Origin of the sequence: Micromonospora sp. NPDC048999, assembly GCF_040649295.1 — a bacterium.
Classification (GTDB): domain Bacteria; phylum Actinomycetota; class Actinomycetes; order Mycobacteriales; family Micromonosporaceae; genus Micromonospora.
Map to the genome: position 1 here is coordinate 217,426 of NZ_JBEZFI010000001.1, position 21,455 is coordinate 238,880.

Consider the following 21,455-nt stretch of genomic DNA (forward strand, 5'->3'; position numbering starts at 1 on the left):
TGCTGACACGGATTCCAGGGTCCGGGGCTGAGGAAGCACCCCGGAGTGGGTCTTCCGACCTGTATGCAACGTAGTCACCTCCCTTCCAGAGGTTCCTAGGGCTGGTCAACCACCCTGAAGGACCGAGCAAGCTCGGTCCTTCAGGGCCGAGAAGTTGACGACGGCTGCTTCGCGGGGTAGGGAACCTTGTCGTTCGTCCAGCCGCCCTTCTCCCACGTCTGGATCTCGGTCATCCGCTGGGGGGTGAGCGCGGCGGAGTTGACGGTCATGTGGTCGCTCTGCTGCCCGAAGTATCCGTTGAGCTTCTGCGTCTCACTGACGATCGCGCCGCTGGTCAGCGCCACGGCGGTGGCGGTGCCGGCGACCTCGACGATCAGGCCGCCGACCTCCAGCACATACTGCGCCGAGAGCGTCCAGCCGAGCGTCTCGCGCGAGATCGGCTCCGGGTCGAGGGCGGCGGCGATGAGCCCGCAGGTGATGACGGCGGTGCCCACGAGGTAACTCGTGTCGGCGAGCGACATCATTACGCCCATCGCCATGCACTGGTTCTTGAGTTCGCTGACCAGCGAGGAGAGCTGGTCGACCGTCGGACCGAACTGATTGGCGACGTAGTTGACGAACGCGGCAGCGCCGTCACCCGCCCACTTCGCCTCATTTACGACACGCTCGGCGAGCGGCAGGGCCTGCGCGGCGGCGAGCGACAGGTGCTGCTCCATCTCGCCCCAGCCGCCAGCAGCGTCGAAATACGGGATCGGGTCCTTGAGCAGGGCCAGCGCGGCGATGCCGGCGAAGTGGACGAAGAGCGCCGGAATCGCGGCGGCGGCGATCATCAAACCGACGGTCGCGGTCTCCAGCGCGATGACGATGCCGCCCTCCATGGCGACGAACCGGGCCGCCTCGCCGCCGCTCGCCGACGTCGACATCTCGCGCGGCACGGGAAAGGAAGGCGCCGGGATCGGCTTGCCGCCGAACATCTTGGCGTTCTCGGCCTCCTGGCCGTCGTAGTGGTTCGCCACCCGGAGCAGGGCGTTACCGATCGAGGTGAACACGTCGGCGCAGGCCCGTGCGCCGAGGTCAGCGGCGGTGTAGGCGGCCGAGTATGTCGCGGTGAACCCGCAGTCGGGGGTCGGAATCGCCGTGCCCGGGATCGAGCACCTGGGCAGCGAGTTGGCCACGTCGTCGTGCAGCTGTTTGCCGTACAACAGGTAGGACTCGGCCGCGCCTCGCAGGGTTTCCGTCTCAACCGACGTCGTCAATCTGCGCTCCCCCCGCGAGTCCAGCGTGGATATTGGACGTTATCACTCTGGCCACCCGTCCGCAGGCCGGTCATCCGGCCGAGACGCGCCGCGCGGTGCGTCCCGGTCGCTGACATTTCTCGGGAAAGATGTCGGATCGGACGTCCCGGCTCCGACCCGTACCACGAGAAGCGCCACCGCCGGTGGTCCGTACCCGAGGAGAAACCCGTGAAATACATGCTGTTGATCTGGAACCGGCCCGGCTTCGTCGAGGGGCTGTCCGAGGAGGAGCGGAATGCGATCTTCGGCGAGGTCGACGTGATCATGAAGGAGCTGACCGAGTCCGGGGAACTGGTCGGCGGCGAGGCGCTGGCCCACCCGTCGCAGACCCGTACGGTCCGGCCCCAGGCCGGTGGCGTCGAGATCACCGACGGGCCGTTCGTGGAGAGCAAGGAGCAGTTCGCCGGCTACCTGATGGTCGACTGCGAGACCCCGCAGCGGGCCGCGGAGATCGCCGCGAACTGGCCGGACGTGCGGCATGGCTTCGGTGCGCTGGAGATCCGCGCGTTGATGCACCAGGCCGGGGCGGAGATGTGACATCCGCGCGCGTCGAGGACCTGCTGCGCAGCCTCGCGCCGCAGGTCCTCGGCGTGCTCGTCCGCCGGCACGGCCAGTTCTACGCGTGCGAGGACGCCGTCCAGGAGGCGCTGGTCGCCGCCGCCACCCAGTGGCCGGAGCAGGGCATCCCGGACCGCCCCCGCTCGTGGCTGGTCACCGTGGCGACCCGCCGGCTCACCGACGAGTGGCGCAGTGAGCGGGCCCGCCGCAACCGCGAGGTCGCGGTGGCGATCCGGGAGCCGGCGTACGCGGCGGTCGCACCGGCCGCCGACGAGGAGCCGCCGACCGGGGACGACACGCTGAAGCTGCTGTTCCTCTGCTGCCATCCGGCGCTCACCGGCGCCGCCCAGGTGGCGCTCACGTTGCGGGCGGTCGGCGGGCTGAGCACGGCGGAGATCGCTCGGGCATACCTGGTGCCTGAGGCGACGATGAGCCAGCGGATCCGCCGCGCCAAACAGCGGGTCGAGGCGGCGGGCGCCCGCTTCGTGTTGCCGTCGGCCGCCGACCGCGACGAGCGGCTGCGCGCCGTGCTGCACGTCCTATATCTGATCTTCAATGAGGGCTACACCGCCTCCAGCGGCGGTGAGCTGCATCGGGCTGAGCTGACCGGCGAGGCGATCCGGCTGGCCCGGGACCTGCACCGGCTGCTCCCGGACGACGGCGAGGTCACCGGACTGCTGGCGTTGATGCTGCTCACCGACGCGCACCGGGCCGCCCGGACCGGCCCGGCCGGGGACCTGGTCCCCCTGTCCGAGCAGGACCGCACCCGCTGGGACCGGCGGGAGATCGAGGAGGGGATCGCCCTGGTGACCGCGGCGTTGACCTGGTCGCCACCCGGGCAGTACCAGGTGCAGGCGGCGATCGCGGCGGTGCACGCCGAGGCGTCGACGGCGGCGGAGACGGACTGGCAGCAGATCGTCGGGCTCTACCGGGTACTCGCCCGGATCGCACCGAACCCGATGGTCACCCTCAACCAGGCCGCCGCGGTGGCCATGGTGGACGGCCCCCGGGCCGGGCTCGCCCTGCTGGCGCCGCTGGCCGCCGACGAGCGCATCGCCGGGCACCACCGGCTCGCCGCCGTCCGCGCGCACCTGCTGGAGCTGGCCGGCGAGCGCGACGAGGCGCGGGAGTCGTACCTGGCCGCCGCGCGGGCGACCACCAGCCGGCCCGAGCAGCGCTATCTGGAGCTACGCGCCGCGCGCCTGGTCGGCGGGGTGCCGGCCAGGCGCGCGTAGGAACGTACGTCAGCTCTTGAAGGCGTCCTTGATCTTTTCACCGGCCTGCTTGAGGTTGGCCTTGGTCTGGTCGGCGCGGCCCTCGGCCTCGAGACGCTCGTTGTCGGTGGCCCGGCCGGCACTCTCCTTGATCTTGCCGGCGCTCTTCTCGGCCGCATTGTTGATCTTGTCATCCATGCCCATGGGAACCTCCACTCAGCGGTTTCCGTGACGCGATGGAGATACCCCGCCATCCGGCCACTCAATCGCCGATTTCACAGAGGTGACGCGACGCGCCAGCTCAGGCGGCCGGGCGGAAACGGCGCAGCCGGAGGCTGTTCGCCACCACGAACACCGACGAGAAGGCCATCGCGGCACCGGCGATCATCGGGTTGAGCAGGCCGGCGGCGGCCAGCGGCAGGGCCGCCACGTTGTAGGCGAAGGCCCAGAACAGGTTGCCCTTGATGATGCGCAGCGTCCGGCGAGAGAGCTGGATGGCGTCTACCGCGGCCGTCAGGTCGCCCCGGACCAGCGTCAGGTCGGACGCCTCGATCGCCACGTCGGCGCCGGTACCCATGGCCAGCCCGAGGTCGGCCTGGGCCAGCGCGGCGGCGTCGTTGATGCCGTCGCCGACCATCGCGACCGTCCGCCCCTCGGCCTGGAGGCGCCGCACCACGTCCACCTTGTCGGCGGGCAGCACCTCGGCGATCACCTGATCGATGCCGACCTCGGCGGCCACCGCCCGGGCGACCGTGGTGTTGTCACCGGTCAGCAGCACCGGGGCAAGCCCCAGTTCGCGCAGCCGCGCGACCGCGGCCCGGCTGGTCGGTTTCACCACGTCGGCCACCGCGAGCACGCCACGGGCCCGGCCGTCCCAGCCGGCGAGGACCGCCGTCCGCCCGGCGGCCTCCGCGTCGGCCGCAGCCTGCACGACCGCCTCCGGTACGTCGAGGCCTCGCTCCCGAAGCAGCCGGAGCCGCCCGACCACCAGGTCCCGGCCGTCGACCGACCCGGTCACGCCGAGCCCCTCGGCGTTGGCGAAGCCGGTGACCGCCGGCAGCGGTCCCACCTGTGCCGCGCCCTCGGCGACCGCCCGGGCGATCGGGTGCTCGGAGGCCGCCTCCAGCGCGCCGGCCAGCCGCAGCAACTCGTCGGCGTCCTGGCCGGCGGCGGGAAGCACCTCCACCAGGGTCATCCGCCCGGTGGTGACGGTGCCGGTCTTGTCCAGCACCACGGTGTCGACCTGGCGGGTGGACTCCAGCACCTCCGGTCCCTTGATCAGGATGCCGAGCTGGGCGCCCCGCCCGGTGCCGACCAGCAGCGCGGTCGGGGTGGCCAGGCCGAGGGCGCACGGGCAGGCGATGATCAGCACAGCCACCGCCGCGGTGAAGGCGGCCGTCGCCCCGCCTCCGGCGCCGAGCCACCAGCCCAGCGTGCCGACGGCCAGCGCGATCACGATCGGCACGAACACCCCGGAGATCCGGTCGGCGAGCCGCTGCACGGCCGCCTTGCCGGTCTGCGCCTGCTCCACCAGCTTCGCCATCTGGGCGAGCTGGGTGTCGCCGCCGATCCGGGTGGCCCGGACGACCAGCCGGCCGCCGGCGTTGACGGTGGCCCCGACGACGGTGTCACCGGGCCCGACCTCGACCGGCACGGACTCGCCGGTGAGCATGCTGGCGTCCACCGCCGAGGTGCCCTCCTCGACGACGCCGTCGGTGGCGATCTTCTCGCCCGGCCGGACCACGAACCGGTCGCCGACCGCGAGCTGGTCCACCGGGATCCGGGTCTCCTGCCCGTCGCGGAGCACCGCGACGTTCTTGGCGCCCAGTTCGAGCAGCGCCCGCAGGGCGGCCCCGGCGGTCCGCTTGGACCGGGCCTCGAAGTAGCGCCCCGCCAGGATGAAGACGGTCACCCCGGCCGCCGCCTCCAGGTAGATGTTGCCGGCGCCGTCGGTGCGGGTGATGTCGAGGCGGAACGGATGGGTCATTCCGGGTATCCCGGCGTCGCCGAGGAAGAGCGCCCAGAGTGACCAGCCGAACGCGGCGAGCGTGCCGAGCGACACCAGGGTGTCCATGGTCGCCGCGCCGTGCCGCAGGTTGATCCAGGCGGCCCGGTGGAACGGCAGCCCGCCGTAGACCACGACCGGTGCGGCCAGGGTCAGCGATGCCCACTGCCAGGAGGTGAACTGCCAGGCCGGCACCATGGCGAGCAGGATCACCGGCACGGCCAGCACGGCCGACACCCAGAGCCGGGTACGCAGCCCGCCCAGCTCGTCCGCCGGCTCGGCGGGCGCCTCGGCCGGGGCCTGGGCTGGCGGCGGTGGCACGGCGGCCGTGTAGCCGGTCTTCTCCACCGTGGCGATCAGGTCGGCCGGGGTGACGTCGTCGGCGTACCGGACGGCGGCCTTCTCGGTGGCGTAGTTGACCGTGGCCTCGACGCCGTCCATCCGGTTGAGCTTCTTCTCGATCCGGGCGGCGCAGGAGGCGCAGGTCATGCCGCCGATCGTGAGCTCGATCAGGTTCGGCGCGAGCGGCAGGGACGAAGCGGTTGATGTCATCGCGGCACCTCCGGTCAATTGTGCCCGTGATCGTGGACGCCATGCTCGGCGTCCGGGGACCGCCCATCGCCGGGGTGGCCGGGGTCGGTGGCGTCGTGGCGGGTCTCGACGGCGGGCGTGACGGGGCCGGTCAGCTGGCCGACCCCGTACGCCGTGCCGAACACCGCCACGAGGCCGAGGATGAAACCGCCCACCTTCGTCACCGTGTTCACTGGAGGTCGTAACCGGCCTCGTCCACGGCGGCGCGGACGGCGTCCGTGTCCAACGGGCCCTCGCTGGTGACCGTGACACTGCCGGCGGCCAGGTCGACCTGGACGTCACTGACGCCCGGGATCGCGCCCACCTCGGCGCTGACCGACTTGACGCAGTGCTCACAGGTCATGCCCTGCACCTGGTACGTGGTGGTAACCATCGCGAGTTTTTCCTTCCATTACCGCTACCCGGTGGGGGTATCGACCCCCGACAGCGAACGTACCATACCCCCTAGGGGTACGCTATCCTCGACGTCATGACCGCACCGACGACCCCGACCCGGGGCTACACCGCCAGCAAGGAACAGCTGCTCGCGCGGCTCCGCCGTATCGAGGGCCAGGTCCGCGGCATCGAAAAGATGGTCGAGGACGACCGCTACTGCATCGACGTGCTGACCCAGATCTCCGCCATCCAGGCCGCCCTGGACAAGGTCGGCCTCGGGTTGCTCGACGGGCACGCCCGGCACTGCATGCGGGAGGGTGCCGCCGAGGGCCGCGCCGACGAGATGGCCACCGAGATGATGGCCGCCGTCGGCCGGCTGATGAAACGCGGCTGACCAGGAGCCGGGGCCGGGCCGAAGCCCGGACGGCAGCACGCAGGTTGCATGGTGACGCTGCGCAGCGTAACCACCGATTTCCAACGCGATACTGATCACGCAGGGCTACGACGAAATCGCGCTATTGGCCGGCTTCCGGGCGTAGATCGACGCAGGGGCTCTCAGGTAACGTCGCTGCCGGTCACCGCCGAAGGCGCGCATCGGCGCCTGCGGTGCCGCCGCCCAATCGCCCGAGGGCGAGCCGGGGAACCAGGTACCTGGGGTGAATCCGCGCGAGCGGTAGGGGCCAGTTCCGCCCCGAACCCGGCAGCTAACCCGGTCGGCGGTCGAAGGAAGGAACGATTGTGACGGCACCCCTGCGCCGCTGGTTGACACCCGTGGTGGCCGTGCTGACCGCGTTTGCCATCGTCGCCGGGCCGATCCCGGCCCCGGCCGCGCCCCCCAGCCCCAACCCGTCCGGGCACGAGGAGGACGACGACCCTCCGCTCATCACGGACGTCATCGACGCCGCGAACCGCGCCTATCTCCAGGCCAAGGCAAAGCTCAAGGCTTCGGAGAAGCGCCAGCTTCAACTGGCCCTCGAGGTGAACGCGGCGCGGGCCGAACTCGACGCGCTGCGCCCACAGGTCGGCCAGATCGCCGCGCAGTCTTACCGCACCGGCCGGATCGGCGTACTGGCCGTACTGCTGGAGAGCAACACCCCCGACGCGTTCGTCGAGCGGGCCGCCGGCCTGGACGAGCTGAACCTCGTCAACGCGCAGAAGCTCGCGGCGATCAACGAGGCGAAGACCCGCGCGGAGCAGGCCAAGACCGCGCTCGACGCCGAGGTACGCGAGCAGCTGAAGCAGACCAACGCGATGGCCCGCGCGAAGGCCGAGGCGGAGAAGTCGCTGGCGCTGGTCGGTGGCCGCGGCTTCACCGGCGGCCTGGTCTCGGCCACCTCGCCGGTCGCCCGGATCGGGCCCGGTCGCAACTCCGACGGGACGTGGAAGCCCGAGTCACGCACTGCGAAGGACCCCACCACCTCGGGCTACATCACCCCGCGCACCCTGCACGCCTACAAGGAGGTCAAGCGGGCCGGCTTCAACCGCTTCGTGAGCTGCTACCGCCCCGGCGGGCCGTGGGAGCACCCGAAGGGCCGGGCCTGCGACTGGTCGCTGCAGAACAGCGGTTTCTCGCCCTGGCACAACGACGACATGCGGATGTACGGCAACAACGTCGCCGCCTTCCTCATTCGCAACGCCGACCGGCTGGGCATCTACTACGTGATCTGGAACCGGCAGATCTGGTTCCCGGCGACCGGCTGGAAGTCCTACAGCGGGCCGTCCAACCACACCGACCACGTACACATGTCGCTGCTCTAGGGCGTGCCGGCGGGCATCTCGGCCACCGTCCGCACCTCGCCCGCGCTGAGCCGGTACGACATGCCGGCCACCGCGCAGTGGCCGCCGGCCACCCGCTCCGCGAGCACGGCGGACCCGGCCAGCAGCGTCTCCACGGTCTGCGCGATGTGGATGTCGACGATCCCGTCCACGTCCTCGATTCCCTGTCGGGCCGCCCGGCGCACGCTGGGCACGACGGCCTCCACCAGCGCACCGAGGTGCCCCGCGGGAGAGGTGCCGGTGGCGACCGCCTCGCGGGCGGCCTGCACCGCTCCGCAGGAGTCGTGGCCGAGCACCACGACCAGCGGGGTGCCGAGCACGGTGATCGCGTACTCGACGCTGCCGAGCACCTCGGGGCCGACGGTGTGGCCGGCGGTCCGCACCACGAAGAGGTCCCCGAGGCCGCGGTCGAAGATGATCTCGGCGGCGAGCCGGGAGTCGGAGCAGCCGACGATCACCGCGAAGGGGTGCTGACCGTCGGCGACCGCGGCCCGGTGATCGGCATCCTGGTTCGGGTGACGGGGTACGCCGGTGACGAAACGACGGTTGCCGGCGTACAGCTCGCCGAGCGCCTGATCGGGAGTGGTCGGCGTCACAACAGTCACCTCGTCCTCACGCGATACGACCGGGTCGGGCCCGGTCGGCGGCGGAGAGGGCCGCAAAACCCACGGTCACACCCAGGCCCGAGATACGTCAAGATTTGCGTGATACAGATTTCATGTGTTGGCCATCGCAGGAGCGGGCGACCCCGGCCGGGGCCCTACCATGGCCACCATGGCGACGACAACGGGCGAGAACGGGAGCGGCCGAAACTGGACCTTCCTCACCAACCACGGTCACGTGCTGCTGGCCATCGCGCGCAACCCGACCGCGCGGCTGCGGGACGTGGCCGACGAGGTGGGGGTGACCGAGCGGGCCGCCCAGGCGATCGTCGCCGACCTGGAAGCCGGTGGTTACCTGCGCCGCACCCGGGTGGGGCGGCGCAACGAATACACGATCAACCCGAGCGGCCACTTCCGTCACCCGGCCGAGGCCGACCAGCAGGTCGGCGCCCTGCTCGCCCTCTTCACCACCGAGCCCGCCACCGATTCCGCCGCCGAAGCCTGACGCCCACACCCGCGGGCCACGCTCCCGCCATCCACGGCGGGGGCGGCGACGGTAATCTCAGCGGGTGCGCGACAGCTTGCAGCCGGACGGGACGTCGGTGAGCGTCCGTACCGGACACCAGATCCGGTCCGTCCTCTGTGGGGCGACGGCTGCGGCGCTGCTCGGCGTCGGCCTGGCCGCGCCTACCCCCGCCGTCGCCGCGCCGAGGTGCGGCCCGGCCGGCAACCCCGCGCCGACCGAGCGGCCGTGGGCGCTGGACCGGCTCGACCCGGCCGCCGCCTGGCGGGTCACCCGGGGCGCAGGGGTCACCGTGGCGGTCATCGACTCCGGCGTCTCGCCCAGCCACCCGCTGCTGCGCGGCCGGGTGCTCGACGGCGCGGACTTCAACCACCTGGTGCAGTTCAACGGACAGTGCGACCTGGTCGGTCACGGCACCCTGATCGCGGGCATCATCGCCGGCCGGGAGGGCACCGACACGCCGTACAGCGGGATCGCCCCGGAGGCGAAGATCCTGCCGGTACGCGTGCTGGCCGACAACCAGCGCACCTTCGACGAGTCGATCCCGGCCCAGATCGGCGCGGCCATCAGCTGGGCGGCCGACCACGGGGCCGACGTGATCAACCTGTCCCTGGTCACCTTGGACGACCCGGCGCTGAAGGAGGCCGTCGACCACGCCCTCGACAAGGGGGTGATCGTGGTGGCCGCCGCCGGCAACCGGCAGGAGAACCAGCAGGACCAGCCGGCGTACCCGGCCGCGTACCCGGGGGTCATCGCCGTCGCCGGGATCGACGACAAGGGCGAGCATGTCGGCAGCTCGGTCACCGGCAGCTACGTGGACGTCGCCGCGCCCGGTCTGAACATCGTCGGACCGGCGCCCGGCGGGTCCGGATACCTCTACGAGGCCGAGGGCGGCACCAGCTTCGCCACCGCGTACGTCTCCGGGGTGGCCGCCCTGGTCCGCGCCGCCCACCCGGGCCTCACGCCGAAGGAGGTCGCCTACCGGCTGACGCGGACCGCCGACAACCCGCCGGACGGGCACAACGCGGAAGTTGGCTACGGGATGGTCAACCCGTACCGGGCGGTGACCAGCCTGCTGGGCACGCGCACCGACCCGCCGCTCGCAGCGATGCCGACGCCGAGCGCCCCGGCCGACCCGCTGGGCTGGCAGCGCACCGTAGCGATCTGGGCGGCTGCCGTTGGCGGGCTGCTGGCCGCGACCCTGCTCGTCGCCCGGCCCGTCCTCGCCCTGGGCCGTCGCCGTGGCTGGCGACCGGGACGGCGCTCCGAACCGGCCGACGCCTGAGGCACCCGGCCCTCCGCCGGCCCGGACCGGGCGCCGTCCGCGACGATGTGGACGATGCCAGGTCGCCGCTTCAGCGCAGGATGCCCGGCGCTCCGCCGGAGTCCGAACCCCAGACGTCCTCGTCCTCTTCCAGCCAGTTGTTGCGCGGCGTGTCCTCTTCGCCGTATCCAGCGCCACCGCCGTGGCCCGCACCGGCCATGCCGCCGCGCGGACCCGCGCCCCGAGTGCCCGCACCGCCCCGGGCATCGCCGGCGCCGCGGCGACCGCCGCCGCCCGCCATGCCACCCATCCCAGGCGCGCCGCCCTTTCCGGCACCCATCCGGCCACCCGCGCCGCGACCGCCCGCACCCGCCATACCGCCGCCCATCATCGGCGGCATGCCGGGGCTCACCGGCTTGCCGATGCCGGCACCGCCGCCCAGGCCCGCTGCCCCACCGCCGCCCAGGCCGCTGCCGCCGCCCAGGCCACCGGACAGGCCACCGCCCGAACCGAAGCCGGAACCAAGCCCGGGCGTGGTGGGGGTGCCGCCGGCACCGGCCAGCCCGGTGCCGTAGTTGCCGCCACCCACCGTGCCCGGGGAAGGGGTGTACCCGGTGCCGGGGGACGGGTTGTAACCGGTGCCGGGGGTGTATCCGGTGCCGGTGGACGGGTTGTAACCGGTGCCGGAGGAGAGGTCGGGGTGGGTGCTCTGCCCGATGTCCGGGCGGCCCAGGTCGGTGGTGGGCACCTTGCCCGGGCTGATGCTCGGCTTGCCGCCGCCCGGGTCCCGGCCCAGGTCGGGGACACTGGGCCGGCCGGGCTTCGGCTGGTCGAGATCCGGGGTGTCGGGGGTCGGCATGACGGCGGATCGGTCGCGGCCTCCCGGGGTCTCCCTGGCCCGATCCTGGAAGTGGTTGTCGACCTCGTTGTAGACCTTCCGCGCCTCGCCCTCCTGGTCGGAGAACCAGCCGCTCACCCAGTCGGTGAGCTGGCCGACCTTCTCCACCGGCCAGCTCGCCATCAGATCGGCCTTCACCCGGGCCTCGAAGATCCCGGCGCCAAGGATGATCTGGCCGTTCCGCGCGGCCAGAATGTCCCCGACGCAAGCGGCCGGGACGGGCATCTTGCTCTGCGCCTCCTGGAGCTGCGTGGCCGCCGTCTCCAGGGTCGTCACGATGCTGACCCGACCGTGGCCGGGCTTCTCTGCCGCGTCCACGAGCCCGCCGGCCTGCTTGGCCAGCCCTTCAATGTGCGTCTTGAAAGCCCCGTACGCCGGCCCCTTCCAGACCGCGCCGAGGTCCTTGACGTTCTGCTGGAGGCTCTCCTCGACCGACCCGATGTTCTTGAGCATTTCCTTCCAGCCCAGCGCGGCGTTCTCCACCTTGTCCGGGCGGCCCGCCACCAGCACCTCGCGGGCCATCTGCTCCCAATCCGCCATCTCCCCGTTCTCCCCGCTCAGTCTTTCCCGCTGTCACCGCGAGCGGCGTTGGCGAATGCCTGCTGCATCTCCTGCGCCGACATGGTGTTGGCGTGCTCGGCATCCTCGTACTTCCGCTTGACCTCGCGCAGCGCGTCGGCTGCCGCGTAGAGGCTCTCGGAGAGGGAGCGCAGCCCTTGCTCGGTGCTGCCGTAGAGCTTGTTGTGCTCCTGAGCCAGCAGTTTGGCGTTCCCGAAACCGCCGAGCGAACCGTCACCGGCCAGGGCCTGATCTCCACCGAGTTCCGTCTTGATGGCGGCCATGTCGTAGGAGAGCTTGTTCAGGTAGAAGGCGTGCGCCTCAAGCCAGTCGACCGCCGAGTCGAGGCTGTCTGCGTCCCACTCCGTCTGCACTCCCTGCTCGCCCTCGCCGGCGACCAGCGCGGAGGGGGTGTGGGCCTGCGCTACCCCGACCCGGTCGAGGCTGACCCCCCGCACGTCGCCGAACGGCACGAGCGGATTCACCGGCATCGGCACGGTGTACCGTTGCTCGATCCGGTCCGGGTCCTTGCTGACGTTGTGGCTGAGTTCCCAGCCCATCTCCGTCCTCCTCCCCTGGTGGTGCTTCGTGGCGCCGGCGTCAGCGCTGGTCAGGCCCGGTCGGCGGCGCGGCCTGCTGCGGTGCGATCGGCTGGCCCGGCGGCCGAGGCGGGTACGAATGCGGTTGGGCGGGCGGGTAGCCCGGCGGTGGCCCGAAGCTTGGCGCTCCGGCGTTCGGCGGCTGGACGGTAGGGGCCGGCGGGCCGTAGCCGGGCGGCGGAGGGTATCCCGGCGGCGGGCCATAGCCGGGCGGCGGACCGTAGCCGGGTGGTGCCTGGCCAGGGCCGAACTGCGGACCGGCTGGGGTCCGCGCCGTCCGACGACGACGCCGGCTGACCAGGACCAGCGCCACCACGAGCCCCACGACCACCAGCAGGCAGAGCACGGTCTGGATGATCGGGCCGGCGCCCTTGGCGAGGCCGAAGGTGACCATCGGCTCGTCGTCCTTCTTGGCACCGCCCTTGTCGGCGGTCGAGGACGGCTCCGGCCCCGCATCGGCGAGGAGCGGATTTTTGGTCACCGCCGGCACCGACCGGGTCAGCGCCGCGACCGGGTCGACCACACCGAAGCCGAACTCGGGGTCCCGTCCGGGCGCTCCGGCGTCCCGTGCGGTGCGAATCAGACGGTTCACCACGTTGGCCGCGTCGAGATCGGGATAACGCGCCCGCACCAGCGCCGCGGCCGCGGAGACGATTGCGGTGGCCGCACTGGTGCCGTCACCGATCCCGTAGTTGTTTGCGGTAACGCCCGGGGGCGTGGTGCTGATGATCCGCTCGGCGGGAGCGCTGAGCACCATCTCCGGGCCGAAGGTCGACCCGGACCAGACGCCCCCGCGACGATCGCTGCCGCCGACCGCGATGACGCCCGGAATGTTGGCCGGCGACTGCACGCCGTGCATGCCCTGCAAGAGGTTGCCGGCGCCGGCGACCACCACCACGTCCTTGCCGAGCGCGTAGCGCACCGCCTCCACCGTGTCGGGGTCGGCGGTCGTGCCCTCCACGATCGACACGTTGATCACGTCGGCGCCGTGATCAGCCGCCCAGCGGATACCCCCGGCGAGGTCCCGGTCACGGCTGTCCGAGCCGAGGCCGACCGGCAGGACCTTGGCTTCGGGAGCGATGCCCAGCAAATGCATGCTGTCACCGCCGCGGCCGACGATGATGCCGGTCATCAGGGTGCCGTGACCCGCCTCCCGGTCGGGGTCGTCGCGGCCGTCAGCGGGGACGCCCGCGCCCAGCCCCTTGCCGGGCAGCACCTGACCCTTCAGATCGGGATGAGCGGCGTACACCCCGGTGTCGACCACCGCCACCACGACACCCTTGCCGCGGGTGAGCTTGTGCGCCTGTGAGATCTTCAGCGTGTCGAGATACCACTGGAGACCGCGTACGGTGTCCGCACGGGCCGGGGCCGGGGCGAGCAGCACACCGGTGCTGGCGGTGACGACCAGCGCCAGCGCCGCGGCAGCGGAACGCAGCAGTGATCGGCGGTGCTTCCCCGTACCCATGGCACTCCCAGGATCTCAACTACAGCGCGGCTCCGGCCCGGCCGAGCCGGACCGGAGCCGAATCGGCCGAATTATCTCAGCCCCACACCTTGGCGTTGCTCATCTCGGTAGAGACGTAGTTCTCCCGCGCAATGCCGACCGCGCCACCGATCTCGTTGAGCACCCGGTTGATGTCCCGCACGGCAGCGTCCCACTGGGCCTGGTGCTGCTCGTACGCGGCCCGGTCCTGGCCGTCCCACTCGAGCCTGGTCAGCATCGAGCGGAGCGTGTCGAGCTTCTCGTCGATCGTGCGCGAGATCGACTGCATCTGCTGGTTGGCGCTCTCGAGGACCGCGTAGTCAACCTTGATGGTCATGAGTTCCTCCCCTGCTCGTCTCGGCTGGTCACGGGTTCAAAGCAGCGTGGAACTTGTCCAGCATCTGCTGCTGCTCTTCGTCGTTGACCTGGTGCGTCGTGCCCGACTTGTCGAGCAGGTCGGCGATGTTGTCCATCGCCGTGAGCAGCTTGACCGTGTCCTCGTTCCAGCGCTGCATGAGGTTCTGGAAGCCCGTGGACGCCTGACCCTTCCAGGCCATGGCCAGGTCGTCGACCACGTTCCACAGTTTCTTGAGCTCGCCGTCGACGTCGCTGCGCGTGGACCGCACGTCACTCGCGGCGGTGTGCAGAGTCGCTGAACTGACCTCGAACGCCATGCTTCACACCCTTCCGTCATCTGTGGCGGCGAATCCGCCGCGCCCTCCCCCGCGGCAAGGCAGGCACACCCCACCGACGGACACTTCACTCCGAACCGTAGCGGACGAGGCCCAAGCCATGCAGCCCTGGATCCGTATCGGACTGATGGCTCAGTCAGAAACGAAAAAAGCCACGACCTCGACGGTACGACGTGGACGGGCGCCACCCGGGCGGTCCACAACCCCCTCAGGACGGCTCGCTCGGTGTCCGCCCCGTCACGCCGGCTCCGTCCAGGCGGTCTGGATCAGCTGCTGGCCGTCACGGCGGCGGACCAGGGTGCCCCGGCCCGGCGGCTGCGGGCTCGGCCGCAGGTTGCCGAAGATCGCACCCTCCTCGCGGTTGCCGGACATCAGCAGGCCCGGCGAGTCCAGCTCGCGCAGGCGTTGCAGCACCGGCTCGTAGAGGGCGCGGGCCAGGCCACCCGCCCGCCTCGTGATGATCACGTGCAGGCCGATGTCCCGGGCCTGCGGCAGCAGTTCGTGCAGCGCGCTGAGCGGGTTGTTGCCGCCGGAGGCGACCAGGTCGTAGTCGTCGACCAGGATGTAGAGGTCCGGGCCCTTCCACCAACTCCGGTCGCGCAGCTGGGCGGTGGTCACGTCCGGGCCGGGCAACCGGTTCTGCAGGGCGCTGCGGATCGAGCCCAACCCCTGGCTGAACACCTGGTTGGACGGTGCGTAGTCAAGCAGGTGGTCGCCCTCCACCGCACCCAGCAGGCCGCGCCGGTAGTCGGCGATGACCAGCCGGGCCTGGGCCGGGGTGTACCGCTCGGTGATGCCCCGGGCGATCAGCCGCAACAGGTTGGTCTTGCCGCACTCGGCGTCGCCGAACACGGTCAGGTGCGGCTCGTTGGCCAGGTCCAGGTAGACCGGGGCGAGCGCCGACTCGTTGACGCCGATCGGGATGCCCGGGACCGACCGGTCGATCACCTTCGCCAGCTCGCCGACCGGCAGCTTGCGCGGCAGCAGCCGTACCTTCGGCGCCGGACGGCCCGGCCAGTTCGTCGCCACGTGCCCGGCCAGGGCGATCGACGCCTCGGTCAGATCCTCGATGTCACGCTTGCCGTCGATCCGCGAGATCGCGGCGAGGAAGTGCAGCTTGTCGTGGGTCAGACCGCGGCCGGGCGTGCCGACCGGCACGTTCTGCGCGGCCCGCCGGTCGATCTCCGACTCGGCGGCGTCGCCGAGCCGCAGCTCCAGCTTCGTGCCGAGCAGGTCCCGCATGTTGATCCGGATCTCCGCCCACCGCACGGCGGTGATGACCACGTGTACGCCGAAACCCAGCCCCCGGTTGGCCAGGTTGGTGATGGTCTGCTCGAGCTCCTCGTACTCCTGGCGCAGGGTGTTCCAGCCGTCGATCACCAGGAAGACGTCGCCGAACGGGTCGTCGGCGAACTCACCGGCCGCACGCCGACGGCGGTAGCTGGCCACCGAGTCGATGCCGTGCTGGGTGAAGCGCAACTCCCGCTCGTCGATGAGCGCGACCACCTCGGCCACGGTCCGCCGGACCGCCTCGGTGTCCCGCCGGCCGGCCACACCGGACGTGTGCGGCAGGCCCTCCAGGCTGCGCAGCGCGCCGCCGCCGAAGTCGAGGCAGAAGAACTGCGCCTCGCGTGGGGTGTGGGTGAGCGCCAGCGAGGCGAGCATCGAGCGCAGCATGGTGCTCTTGCCGCTCAACGAGGCCCCGACGATCACCACGTTGCCGCCCGCGCCGGACAGGTCGATCATCATCGGGTCGCGCCGCTGCTCGTACGGGCGGTCGACGATGCCGACCGGCACGGCGAGCCGGCCACGCCCCGGCCAGTCGGCCGTGCACAGGCCGAACGTCGGGTGCACGCTCAGCGGCGGCAGCAGCTCGCCCAGGCCCGACGGCTCGGCCAGCGGCGGCAGCCAGACCTGGTGCGCCGGGCGGCCCCGCCCCTTGAGCCGGTCGATCAGCACGTCCAGCATGGCCACGGCCTTGCCGTCGGCCGACTGCTCCGGCTCCGGCGCGGTCTCCGCCGGACTCGGCAGGGCCGGCACCGGCACGTAGTCGATGCTGTACGGGACGAGCCGCCGCTGCACCTGCGCCCGGGTGGACCGCTGCACCTGGCCGGGTGCCCGGTACGGCCCGGAGACGTACGCGGCCCGGAACCGGAGCATGGTGGTGGTGTCGGTCTTGAGGTAACCGTGCCCCGGCGCGTTCGGCAGCTCGTACGCGTCCGGCACACCGAGCACGATCCGACTCTCGACGGCGGAGAAGGTCCGCAGACCGATCCGGTACGACAGGTGGGTGTCGAGTCCCCGAAGCTTGCCCTCTTCCAGCCGCTGACTCGCCAGCAGCAGGTGCACGCCGAGTGACCGGCCGAGCCGGCCGATCATCACGAACAGGTCGATGAAGTCCGGCTTGGCGGCGAGCAGCTCGCTGAACTCGTCGCAGATGATGAGCAGGCTGGGCATCGGCTCCAGCCGCTCGCCGGCCGCCCGGGCCTTCTCGTAGTCGTAGCGGGACACGTAGTTGCCGGCCGCCCGGAGCACCTCCTGGCGGCGGTTCATCTCGCCGGCGAGCGCGTCGCGCATGCGGTCGACCAGCGGCAGCTCGTCGGAGAGGTTGGTGATCACCGCGCTGGTGTGCGGCAACGCGTCCAGCGAGGCGAAGGTGGCGCCACCCTTGAAGTCGACCAGGACGAAGTTGAGCTCCTCGGAGGAGTGCGTCACGGCCAGCGCCCCGACGACCGTACGCAGCAACTCGCTCTTGCCGGAACCGGTCGCGCCGATCACCAGGCCGTGCGGTCCCATGCCCTCGTGCGCGGACTCCTTGAAGTCCAGCTCGACCACGTGACCGTCCGGCCCGACACCGAGCGGGATGCGCAGCCGGTCCCGGTGGCTGCGCGGCCGCCAGGTCTGCTGCACGTCCACGCTGGCCGCGTCGCCGATGCCCAGCAGGTCCGGCAGCTCCATGCTGCGGGCCAGCGGCTCCTCCGTGCTGGCGCCCTGCTGCTGGGAGAGCCGGTAGGGGGCGATCTGCCGGGCCAGCCCCTCGGCCGCCGCCGCGCTGAGCCGATCCGGCCTGCCGAGCCGGGACGACGTCGAGCCCCGGACCAGGTCCAGCCCGCTGCCGTCGCCGGCGTCGAGGCAGAGCAGCCAGCGACCGGCGTCGCGGGGCACGGTGCCGGAGAGGTCGATCACCGTGGTGCCGAGCAGGCCCGAGCCCATCAGCGCGCAGGTCGGCGCGACCTCGCCACCGTCGAGGACCACCACCAGGTGCGCGGCGGTGGTGAGCGGCTTCGCCTCCGGGGCGAACCGGGGGCGACCGGCCAGCTCGTTGGCGAGCGCCGCCTCCGCCTCGGCGAGGCTGGCGAAGACCATCCGGCGGGCACCCGCCGCGTCGGTGACCCCCGGGTGCTGGCCGTGCGGCAGCCACTTCACCCAGTCCCACGCCGGCTGCCGGTCGTGCGCGGCCACCACCGCCACCATCAGGTCGTCCGGGGCGTGGAAGGTGACCAACTGGCCCAGCGCGGCCCGGATCAGGTCGAGCACCGGCTCCCGGTCGCCGCGCAGCGCGATCCGGCTGAACGCGCGCAGCGAAAGCGCGGTGGGCAGGTCCGGCACGCTGGAGTGGGCCCGGACGAACCGGCGCAGCGCGATCGCGCTCATCGGCTCCAGATCCTCCACCGGCTTGGTCTCCGGCGGCACGATCTCCACCGCCAGCCGCTGCGGGCCGAGCGCGATCCGGGCCTCGCCGAAGTCGTCCTCGGTGATCCGCCGCTCCCACAGCCGCCGCGACGAGGCGATCGACCAGAGCGCGTCCGGCTCCGGATGACGCCAGGTCATTGCCGCCCGCTGCTGCTCGGCGGCCCGGCGGGTGCGCTTGCGCATCTGAGCCAGGTAACGCATGTAGTCGCGCCGCTCGGCGTTCAACTCGGCCTTGTCGTTGCCGCCGTTGTTGAGCGTGCCGATCGCCATGCCCAGCATGGAGACGCCGAAGAGACCGCCGGCGATGTACGTCATCATGCCGCCCTGGCGGCCGGCGTAGAGGAAGGCCATCGCGCCGACGCCGCAGAGCATCGGCAGGATCATCAACACCTGGCCCATGCCGCGCGGCTGCTGCTCGGGCAGCTCGGGCGGGGACTCCAGCAGCACCTCGCCGCGTGGCAGCGCGGGCCCCGGTTGACGCGGAAGCCGGCGGAACACCACCGTGCTCACGGTGTCTCCTCCCCAGAAACGGCCCTGATCGCGGTCCAGCCACCCATCCGGACGTCGGGTGGGCAACCCGTGCGTCCGCCATCGTAGGTAATCTCCCGGAGGCGTCGTGGACCCGTGTCGCGACGGCGCCGCCGGCCGAGGTGGATCGTAGGCGAGCACGAGGAGGCCCCAGTGGCGACGAAGACCGCGACCGGCGGGCTGAGCCGGATCACCATCGTGGCGCCGCGGACCAGGATGGACCTGGCGGTGCCGTCGGACGTGCCGCTGGCCGACCTGCTGCCCACGCTGCTGCGGTACGCCGGTGAGGACCTCGCCGACGAGGGCGTCCGGCACGGCGGATGGAGCCTCTCCCGGCTCGGCGGGCAGCCGCTTGACGGTGGCCGTACCCCGGCTCAGCTCGGCGTGCGCGACGGCGAGGTGCTCTACTTCAACCCCCGGGCCGCCGCGGCCCCGGAGATCGTCTTCGACGACGTGGTGGACGCCGTCGCCACCGCCACCAACCAGCGCCCCGGCACCTGGCAGGTCGGCACCACCCGCGGCTTCGCGGTGCTCTTCGCCGGGGCGGCTCTGACGGCCGGCACGGCGGCGGCACTCTTCGCCGGTCCGCCGCAGCTGCCCGGCGCGCTGGCCGCGCTCGTGGTCGCGGTCGCCCTGGTGGTGAGCGCGGCGGTGCTGTCCCGGGCGGCCGGCGACAGCCGGACCGGCGCGGTGCTGGCCATGGGTGGCCTCGGCTACGCGGCGATCGGCGGCCTGCTGGTCCTCGCCGGGGACCGGAAGCTGACCGACCTGGCCAGCCCGCACCTGCTGTTGGCCGCGACCGCGGTGGTGCTCTTCGGCGCCGTGGCCGCGCTCGCCGTCGGCGACCGGCTGCCGCTGTTCCTCGGGGCGGTGGCGGTGGGCACGGCCGTCGGCCTCGGCGCGGTGCTCTGCCTGGCCTTCGGTATCGGCGCGGCGGCCGCCGCGGGAGTGGTCGCGACCGTCGCGTTCGGTGCCCTGCCGGCGCTGCCGATGGTCGCCTACCGGCTGGCCCGACTGCCGGTGCCGTCGATTCCGACCGGGCCGGACGACCTGAAGACCGACACGGAATCGGTCGACGGCCCGCAGGTACTGCGCAACAGCGAGCGGGCCGACGCGTTCCTCACCGGTCTGCTGTGGACGGTGTCGCTGCTGGTGCTCGGCGGCCAGGTGGTGCTCGCCGGCAACGGGCGGCTGCCGGCGGTGCTGCTCTGCCTGCTGCTGGCCCTGCTGTCGTTGCTGCGGGCCCGGCCGTTCACCGGCCGCGCCCAGCGCACCCCGGTGCTCCTCGCCGGCGCCGTCGGGCTGGGGCTGGCCGCCGCGGCCACCTTCGGTGCCGGGCAGCTGCCGGTCCGGCTCGGGCTGGTGCTCGGCGGCCTGCTGCTGGCGGCCGTGATCAGCCTGATCTACGGCCTCACCGTGGCGGGCAAGCGCATCTCGCCGGTCTGGGGCCGGCTCCTCGACATCGTCGAGATCCTGCTGATCGTCGCCCTGGTGCCGATGGCCGCCTGGGTCTGCGGCCTCTACGGCTGGATCGTCAGTCTTCGACCGTGACGGTGCCCATGGCGGTGGCGACCGGCGCGGTGGCGTAGACGCCCGGCCCGTGCTGCCCGTCCAGCGGGCGGGCCGGCACGCCGCTGCGCTTGGCCACGTCCCGGACGACCTTCACCAGTGCCTCGGCGTGACCGTCCATCGCCGCCACCCGCAGCAGCGGGGGCACCTGCCGCCCGCCGGAGAGCACCATCGCCGCGACGGTGTGCGACGGCGCCGAGGTGGCCGTCACCGCGTCCACCAGCGCGCCCAGCGACCCGTTGGGGCGTACCCGCAGCGCCAGGCAGCGCTGGGTCCAGCCGCCGCCGCGCAGGCTCGTCCAGCTCTCGACCGGTGACTCGGGCGCCAGGTCGAGACCGGCACCGGAGACCACCGCCGCGTGCAGCTCGTCGCGGCCCAGGACGCGGTGGCCGAGGCCGGCAGCGTTCAACGCCTTGCCGAGCCGGCCGATCCCGGTCGCGACGGTACGGTGCACCCCGCGCAGCCCACCGCCCCGGCTCACCGTCTCGGCGCGGGCGTCGGAGACCGAGAGTCGTAGCGCCACCCAGACCGTGCGGTGGGCGGCCGGCGCCGCACCCGGCGCCGGGTACCAGACCAGGGTGTGCGACACGACCTGGGTCTGAGTGACCGGCCCGGTGAAGTCGGCGAGCACCGCGAGGGCCCGGTCCACCACCGCCGTCTCGACGGATCCGGCGGGTGCGCCGGGCCGGCCGGTCAGCGCGACCGCGGCGAACCAGCCCCGGTCGTCCTGGCCGATGCCGAGCCGGGTGCCCCGCTCGGTCAGCTCGACGACGGTCAGGTCCGGGGCGAGCGCGGCCAGCCGCGGGTCGCCGGAGGGCACCGCGCCCCGCGCGCGGTCCCGCCGCCGACGCAGCCGGCGGCGGAGCACCAGGTCCTCGTACCACCAGCGGCCGCCTCTGCGGGCGAAGGCGGCGACGACCGCCGCCCCGGCCAGTGACGCGACGGCGGCGAGCACCCAGGCCGGGCCGGCGGTGGCGAGCCAGACGGCCAGCGCGGCGCACTCCAGCACCACGAGCTGACCGACGACGACCGGGCCGAGCCGACCGCGCCTACGCCGGTCGGCCGGGGTGACCGGCCGGTCCTCGGGCACGGCGGAGGCGGTGGCCGTACGACCGGTTGGCGCCTGGACCTGGGTCATCGGTGAGCGTCCCTTCTGGATATCCTGGGCATCCGCCGGTTCGGTGCGTCGCCGAGGCCCGGGCGGGGTCCCGGTGAACCGTCGACGGCCCCTT

At 72.3% G+C, this 21,455-nt stretch carries 20 protein-coding genes and 1 riboswitch; of the genes, 7 read left to right on the forward strand and 13 right to left on the reverse strand.

Annotation, left to right across the window (positions count from 1 at the left end):
- Positions 1 to 140: 140 nt before the first annotated feature.
- Entirely contained in the window at positions 141 to 1,256 is a 1,116-nt protein-coding gene (locus AB0C02_RS01070) for a hypothetical protein (protein ID WP_357539793.1), read from the reverse strand.
- A 216-nt stretch (positions 1,257 to 1,472) separates the two neighbouring features.
- Between AB0C02_RS01070 and AB0C02_RS01075 the strand changes: the two genes are divergently transcribed.
- Positions 1,473 to 1,832, forward strand: a complete 360-nt coding sequence (locus AB0C02_RS01075) for a YciI family protein (protein WP_357540962.1) — start codon at positions 1,473 to 1,475, stop codon at positions 1,830 to 1,832.
- Entirely contained in the window at positions 1,829 to 3,088 is a 1,260-nt protein-coding gene (locus tag AB0C02_RS01080) for a sigma-70 family RNA polymerase sigma factor (protein WP_357539795.1), read from the forward strand. Before AB0C02_RS01075 ends, AB0C02_RS01080 begins: the two co-directional genes overlap by 4 nt.
- Before the next feature lie 9 nt (positions 3,089 to 3,097).
- Here the strand turns inward: AB0C02_RS01080 and AB0C02_RS01085 are convergent, their stop codons facing one another.
- From AB0C02_RS01085 to AB0C02_RS01100, 4 genes are all read right to left on the reverse strand, one after another.
- Positions 3,098 to 3,271 carry a CsbD family protein gene (locus tag AB0C02_RS01085; protein ID WP_357539797.1) on the reverse strand — a complete coding sequence of 58 codons (174 nt, stop codon included), beginning with the start codon at positions 3,269 to 3,271 and terminating at the stop codon, positions 3,098 to 3,100.
- Between the two features lie 97 nt (positions 3,272 to 3,368).
- Positions 3,369 to 5,624: a heavy metal translocating P-type ATPase gene (locus tag AB0C02_RS01090; RefSeq protein ID WP_357539799.1), complete on the reverse strand. Its 2,256-nt coding sequence runs from the start codon at positions 5,622 to 5,624 to the stop codon at positions 3,369 to 3,371.
- Between the two features lie 14 nt (positions 5,625 to 5,638).
- Positions 5,639 to 5,836, reverse strand: coding sequence for a hypothetical protein (locus tag AB0C02_RS01095; RefSeq protein ID WP_357539800.1), 198 nt, complete (start codon positions 5,834 to 5,836; stop codon positions 5,639 to 5,641).
- Positions 5,833 to 6,036: a copper ion binding protein gene (locus tag AB0C02_RS01100; RefSeq protein WP_357539802.1), complete on the reverse strand. Its 204-nt coding sequence runs from the start codon at positions 6,034 to 6,036 to the stop codon at positions 5,833 to 5,835. Before AB0C02_RS01100 ends, AB0C02_RS01095 begins: the two co-directional genes overlap by 4 nt.
- A gap of 96 nt (positions 6,037 to 6,132) precedes the next feature.
- Here AB0C02_RS01100 and AB0C02_RS01105 point away from each other — a divergent pair, with 96 nt between their 5' ends.
- Both AB0C02_RS01105 and AB0C02_RS01110 read left to right on the forward strand, forming a co-directional pair.
- On the forward strand, positions 6,133 to 6,432 hold the full coding sequence (locus tag AB0C02_RS01105) for a metal-sensitive transcriptional regulator (RefSeq protein WP_357539804.1): 300 nt from the start codon (positions 6,133 to 6,135) through the stop codon (positions 6,430 to 6,432).
- A 209-nt stretch (positions 6,433 to 6,641) separates the two neighbouring features.
- Positions 6,642 to 6,773, forward strand: a riboswitch (cyclic di-AMP (ydaO/yuaA leader).
- A 3-nt stretch (positions 6,774 to 6,776) separates the two neighbouring features.
- Positions 6,777 to 7,796 (forward strand): hypothetical protein, encoded by a 1,020-nt coding sequence (locus tag AB0C02_RS01110; RefSeq protein WP_357539806.1) that lies wholly within the window; start codon positions 6,777 to 6,779, stop codon positions 7,794 to 7,796.
- Here the strand turns inward: AB0C02_RS01110 and AB0C02_RS01115 are convergent.
- On the reverse strand, positions 7,793 to 8,410 hold the full coding sequence (locus AB0C02_RS01115; protein ID WP_357539808.1) for a carbonic anhydrase: 618 nt from the start codon (positions 8,408 to 8,410) through the stop codon (positions 7,793 to 7,795). The two genes, AB0C02_RS01110 and AB0C02_RS01115, sit on opposite strands and share 4 nt — an antisense overlap.
- Before the next feature lie 169 nt (positions 8,411 to 8,579).
- Here AB0C02_RS01115 and AB0C02_RS01120 point away from each other — a divergent pair, with 169 nt between their 5' ends.
- Positions 8,580 to 8,921 carry a helix-turn-helix domain-containing protein gene (locus AB0C02_RS01120; RefSeq protein WP_357539810.1) on the forward strand — a complete coding sequence of 114 codons (342 nt, stop codon included), beginning with the start codon at positions 8,580 to 8,582 and terminating at the stop codon, positions 8,919 to 8,921.
- Between the two features lie 64 nt (positions 8,922 to 8,985).
- Positions 8,986 to 10,224 (forward strand): type VII secretion-associated serine protease mycosin, encoded by a 1,239-nt coding sequence (gene mycP / locus AB0C02_RS01125; RefSeq protein ID WP_357539812.1) that lies wholly within the window; start codon positions 8,986 to 8,988, stop codon positions 10,222 to 10,224.
- Positions 10,225 to 10,294: 70 nt separating this feature from the next.
- Here the strand turns inward: mycP (AB0C02_RS01125) and AB0C02_RS01130 are convergent, their stop codons facing one another.
- From AB0C02_RS01130 to eccCa, 6 genes are all read right to left on the reverse strand, one after another.
- Complete coding sequence (locus AB0C02_RS01130) at positions 10,295 to 11,641, reverse strand: hypothetical protein (RefSeq protein ID WP_357539814.1); 1,347 nt, start codon at positions 11,639 to 11,641, stop codon at positions 10,295 to 10,297.
- Between the two features lie 17 nt (positions 11,642 to 11,658).
- A complete protein-coding gene (locus AB0C02_RS01135) occupies positions 11,659 to 12,219 on the reverse strand; it encodes a hypothetical protein (protein ID WP_357539816.1) in 561 nt (186 codons plus the stop codon).
- A gap of 40 nt (positions 12,220 to 12,259) precedes the next feature.
- Positions 12,260 to 13,723, reverse strand: a complete 1,464-nt coding sequence (gene mycP / locus AB0C02_RS01140; protein ID WP_357539818.1) for a type VII secretion-associated serine protease mycosin — start codon at positions 13,721 to 13,723, stop codon at positions 12,260 to 12,262.
- Positions 13,724 to 13,799: 76 nt separating this feature from the next.
- Complete coding sequence (locus tag AB0C02_RS01145) at positions 13,800 to 14,078, reverse strand: WXG100 family type VII secretion target (RefSeq protein WP_357539820.1); 279 nt, start codon at positions 14,076 to 14,078, stop codon at positions 13,800 to 13,802.
- A gap of 28 nt (positions 14,079 to 14,106) precedes the next feature.
- On the reverse strand, positions 14,107 to 14,415 hold the full coding sequence (locus AB0C02_RS01150) for a WXG100 family type VII secretion target (RefSeq protein ID WP_357539822.1): 309 nt from the start codon (positions 14,413 to 14,415) through the stop codon (positions 14,107 to 14,109).
- 255 nt (positions 14,416 to 14,670) lie between these two features.
- Positions 14,671 to 18,636, reverse strand: coding sequence for a type VII secretion protein EccCa (gene eccCa, locus AB0C02_RS01155; protein WP_357539824.1), 3,966 nt, complete (start codon positions 18,634 to 18,636; stop codon positions 14,671 to 14,673).
- 171 nt (positions 18,637 to 18,807) lie between these two features.
- Here eccCa and eccD point away from each other — a divergent pair, with 171 nt between their 5' ends.
- A complete protein-coding gene (gene eccD, locus AB0C02_RS01160; RefSeq protein ID WP_357539826.1) occupies positions 18,808 to 20,205 on the forward strand; it encodes a type VII secretion integral membrane protein EccD in 1,398 nt (465 codons plus the stop codon).
- Here the strand turns inward: eccD and AB0C02_RS01165 are convergent.
- A complete protein-coding gene (locus tag AB0C02_RS01165; RefSeq protein ID WP_357539828.1) occupies positions 20,189 to 21,361 on the reverse strand; it encodes a type VII secretion protein EccE in 1,173 nt (390 codons plus the stop codon). The two genes, eccD and AB0C02_RS01165, sit on opposite strands and share 17 nt — an antisense overlap.
- Positions 21,362 to 21,455 lie beyond the last annotated feature (94 nt).

Bases quoted from the DNA above. Each gene is read 5' to 3' on its own strand.
- AB0C02_RS01075 (WP_357540962.1), top strand. From the start codon at position 1,473: ATGCTGTTGATCTGGAACCGGCCCGGCTTCGTCGAGGGGCTGTCCGAG.
- AB0C02_RS01085 (WP_357539797.1), bottom strand. From the start codon at position 3,271: ATGGGCATGGATGACAAGATCAACAATGCGGCCGAGAAGAGCGCCGGC.
- AB0C02_RS01090 (WP_357539799.1), bottom strand. From the start codon at position 5,624: ATGACATCAACCGCTTCGTCCCTGCCGCTCGCGCCGAACCTGATCGAG.
- AB0C02_RS01100 (WP_357539802.1), bottom strand. From the start codon at position 6,036: ATGGTTACCACCACGTACCAGGTGCAGGGCATGACCTGTGAGCACTGC.
- AB0C02_RS01105 (WP_357539804.1), top strand. From the start codon at position 6,133: ATGACCGCACCGACGACCCCGACCCGGGGCTACACCGCCAGCAAGGAA.
- AB0C02_RS01120 (WP_357539810.1), top strand. From the start codon at position 8,580: ATGGCCACCATGGCGACGACAACGGGCGAGAACGGGAGCGGCCGAAAC.
- AB0C02_RS01130 (WP_357539814.1), bottom strand. From the start codon at position 11,641: ATGGCGGATTGGGAGCAGATGGCCCGCGAGGTGCTGGTGGCGGGCCGC.
- AB0C02_RS01135 (WP_357539816.1), bottom strand. From the start codon at position 12,219: ATGGGCTGGGAACTCAGCCACAACGTCAGCAAGGACCCGGACCGGATC.
- mycP (WP_357539818.1), bottom strand. From the start codon at position 13,723: ATGGGTACGGGGAAGCACCGCCGATCACTGCTGCGTTCCGCTGCCGCG.
- AB0C02_RS01145 (WP_357539820.1), bottom strand. From the start codon at position 14,078: ATGACCATCAAGGTTGACTACGCGGTCCTCGAGAGCGCCAACCAGCAG.
- AB0C02_RS01150 (WP_357539822.1), bottom strand. From the start codon at position 14,415: ATGGCGTTCGAGGTCAGTTCAGCGACTCTGCACACCGCCGCGAGTGAC.
- AB0C02_RS01165 (WP_357539828.1), bottom strand. From the start codon at position 21,361: ATGACCCAGGTCCAGGCGCCAACCGGTCGTACGGCCACCGCCTCCGCC.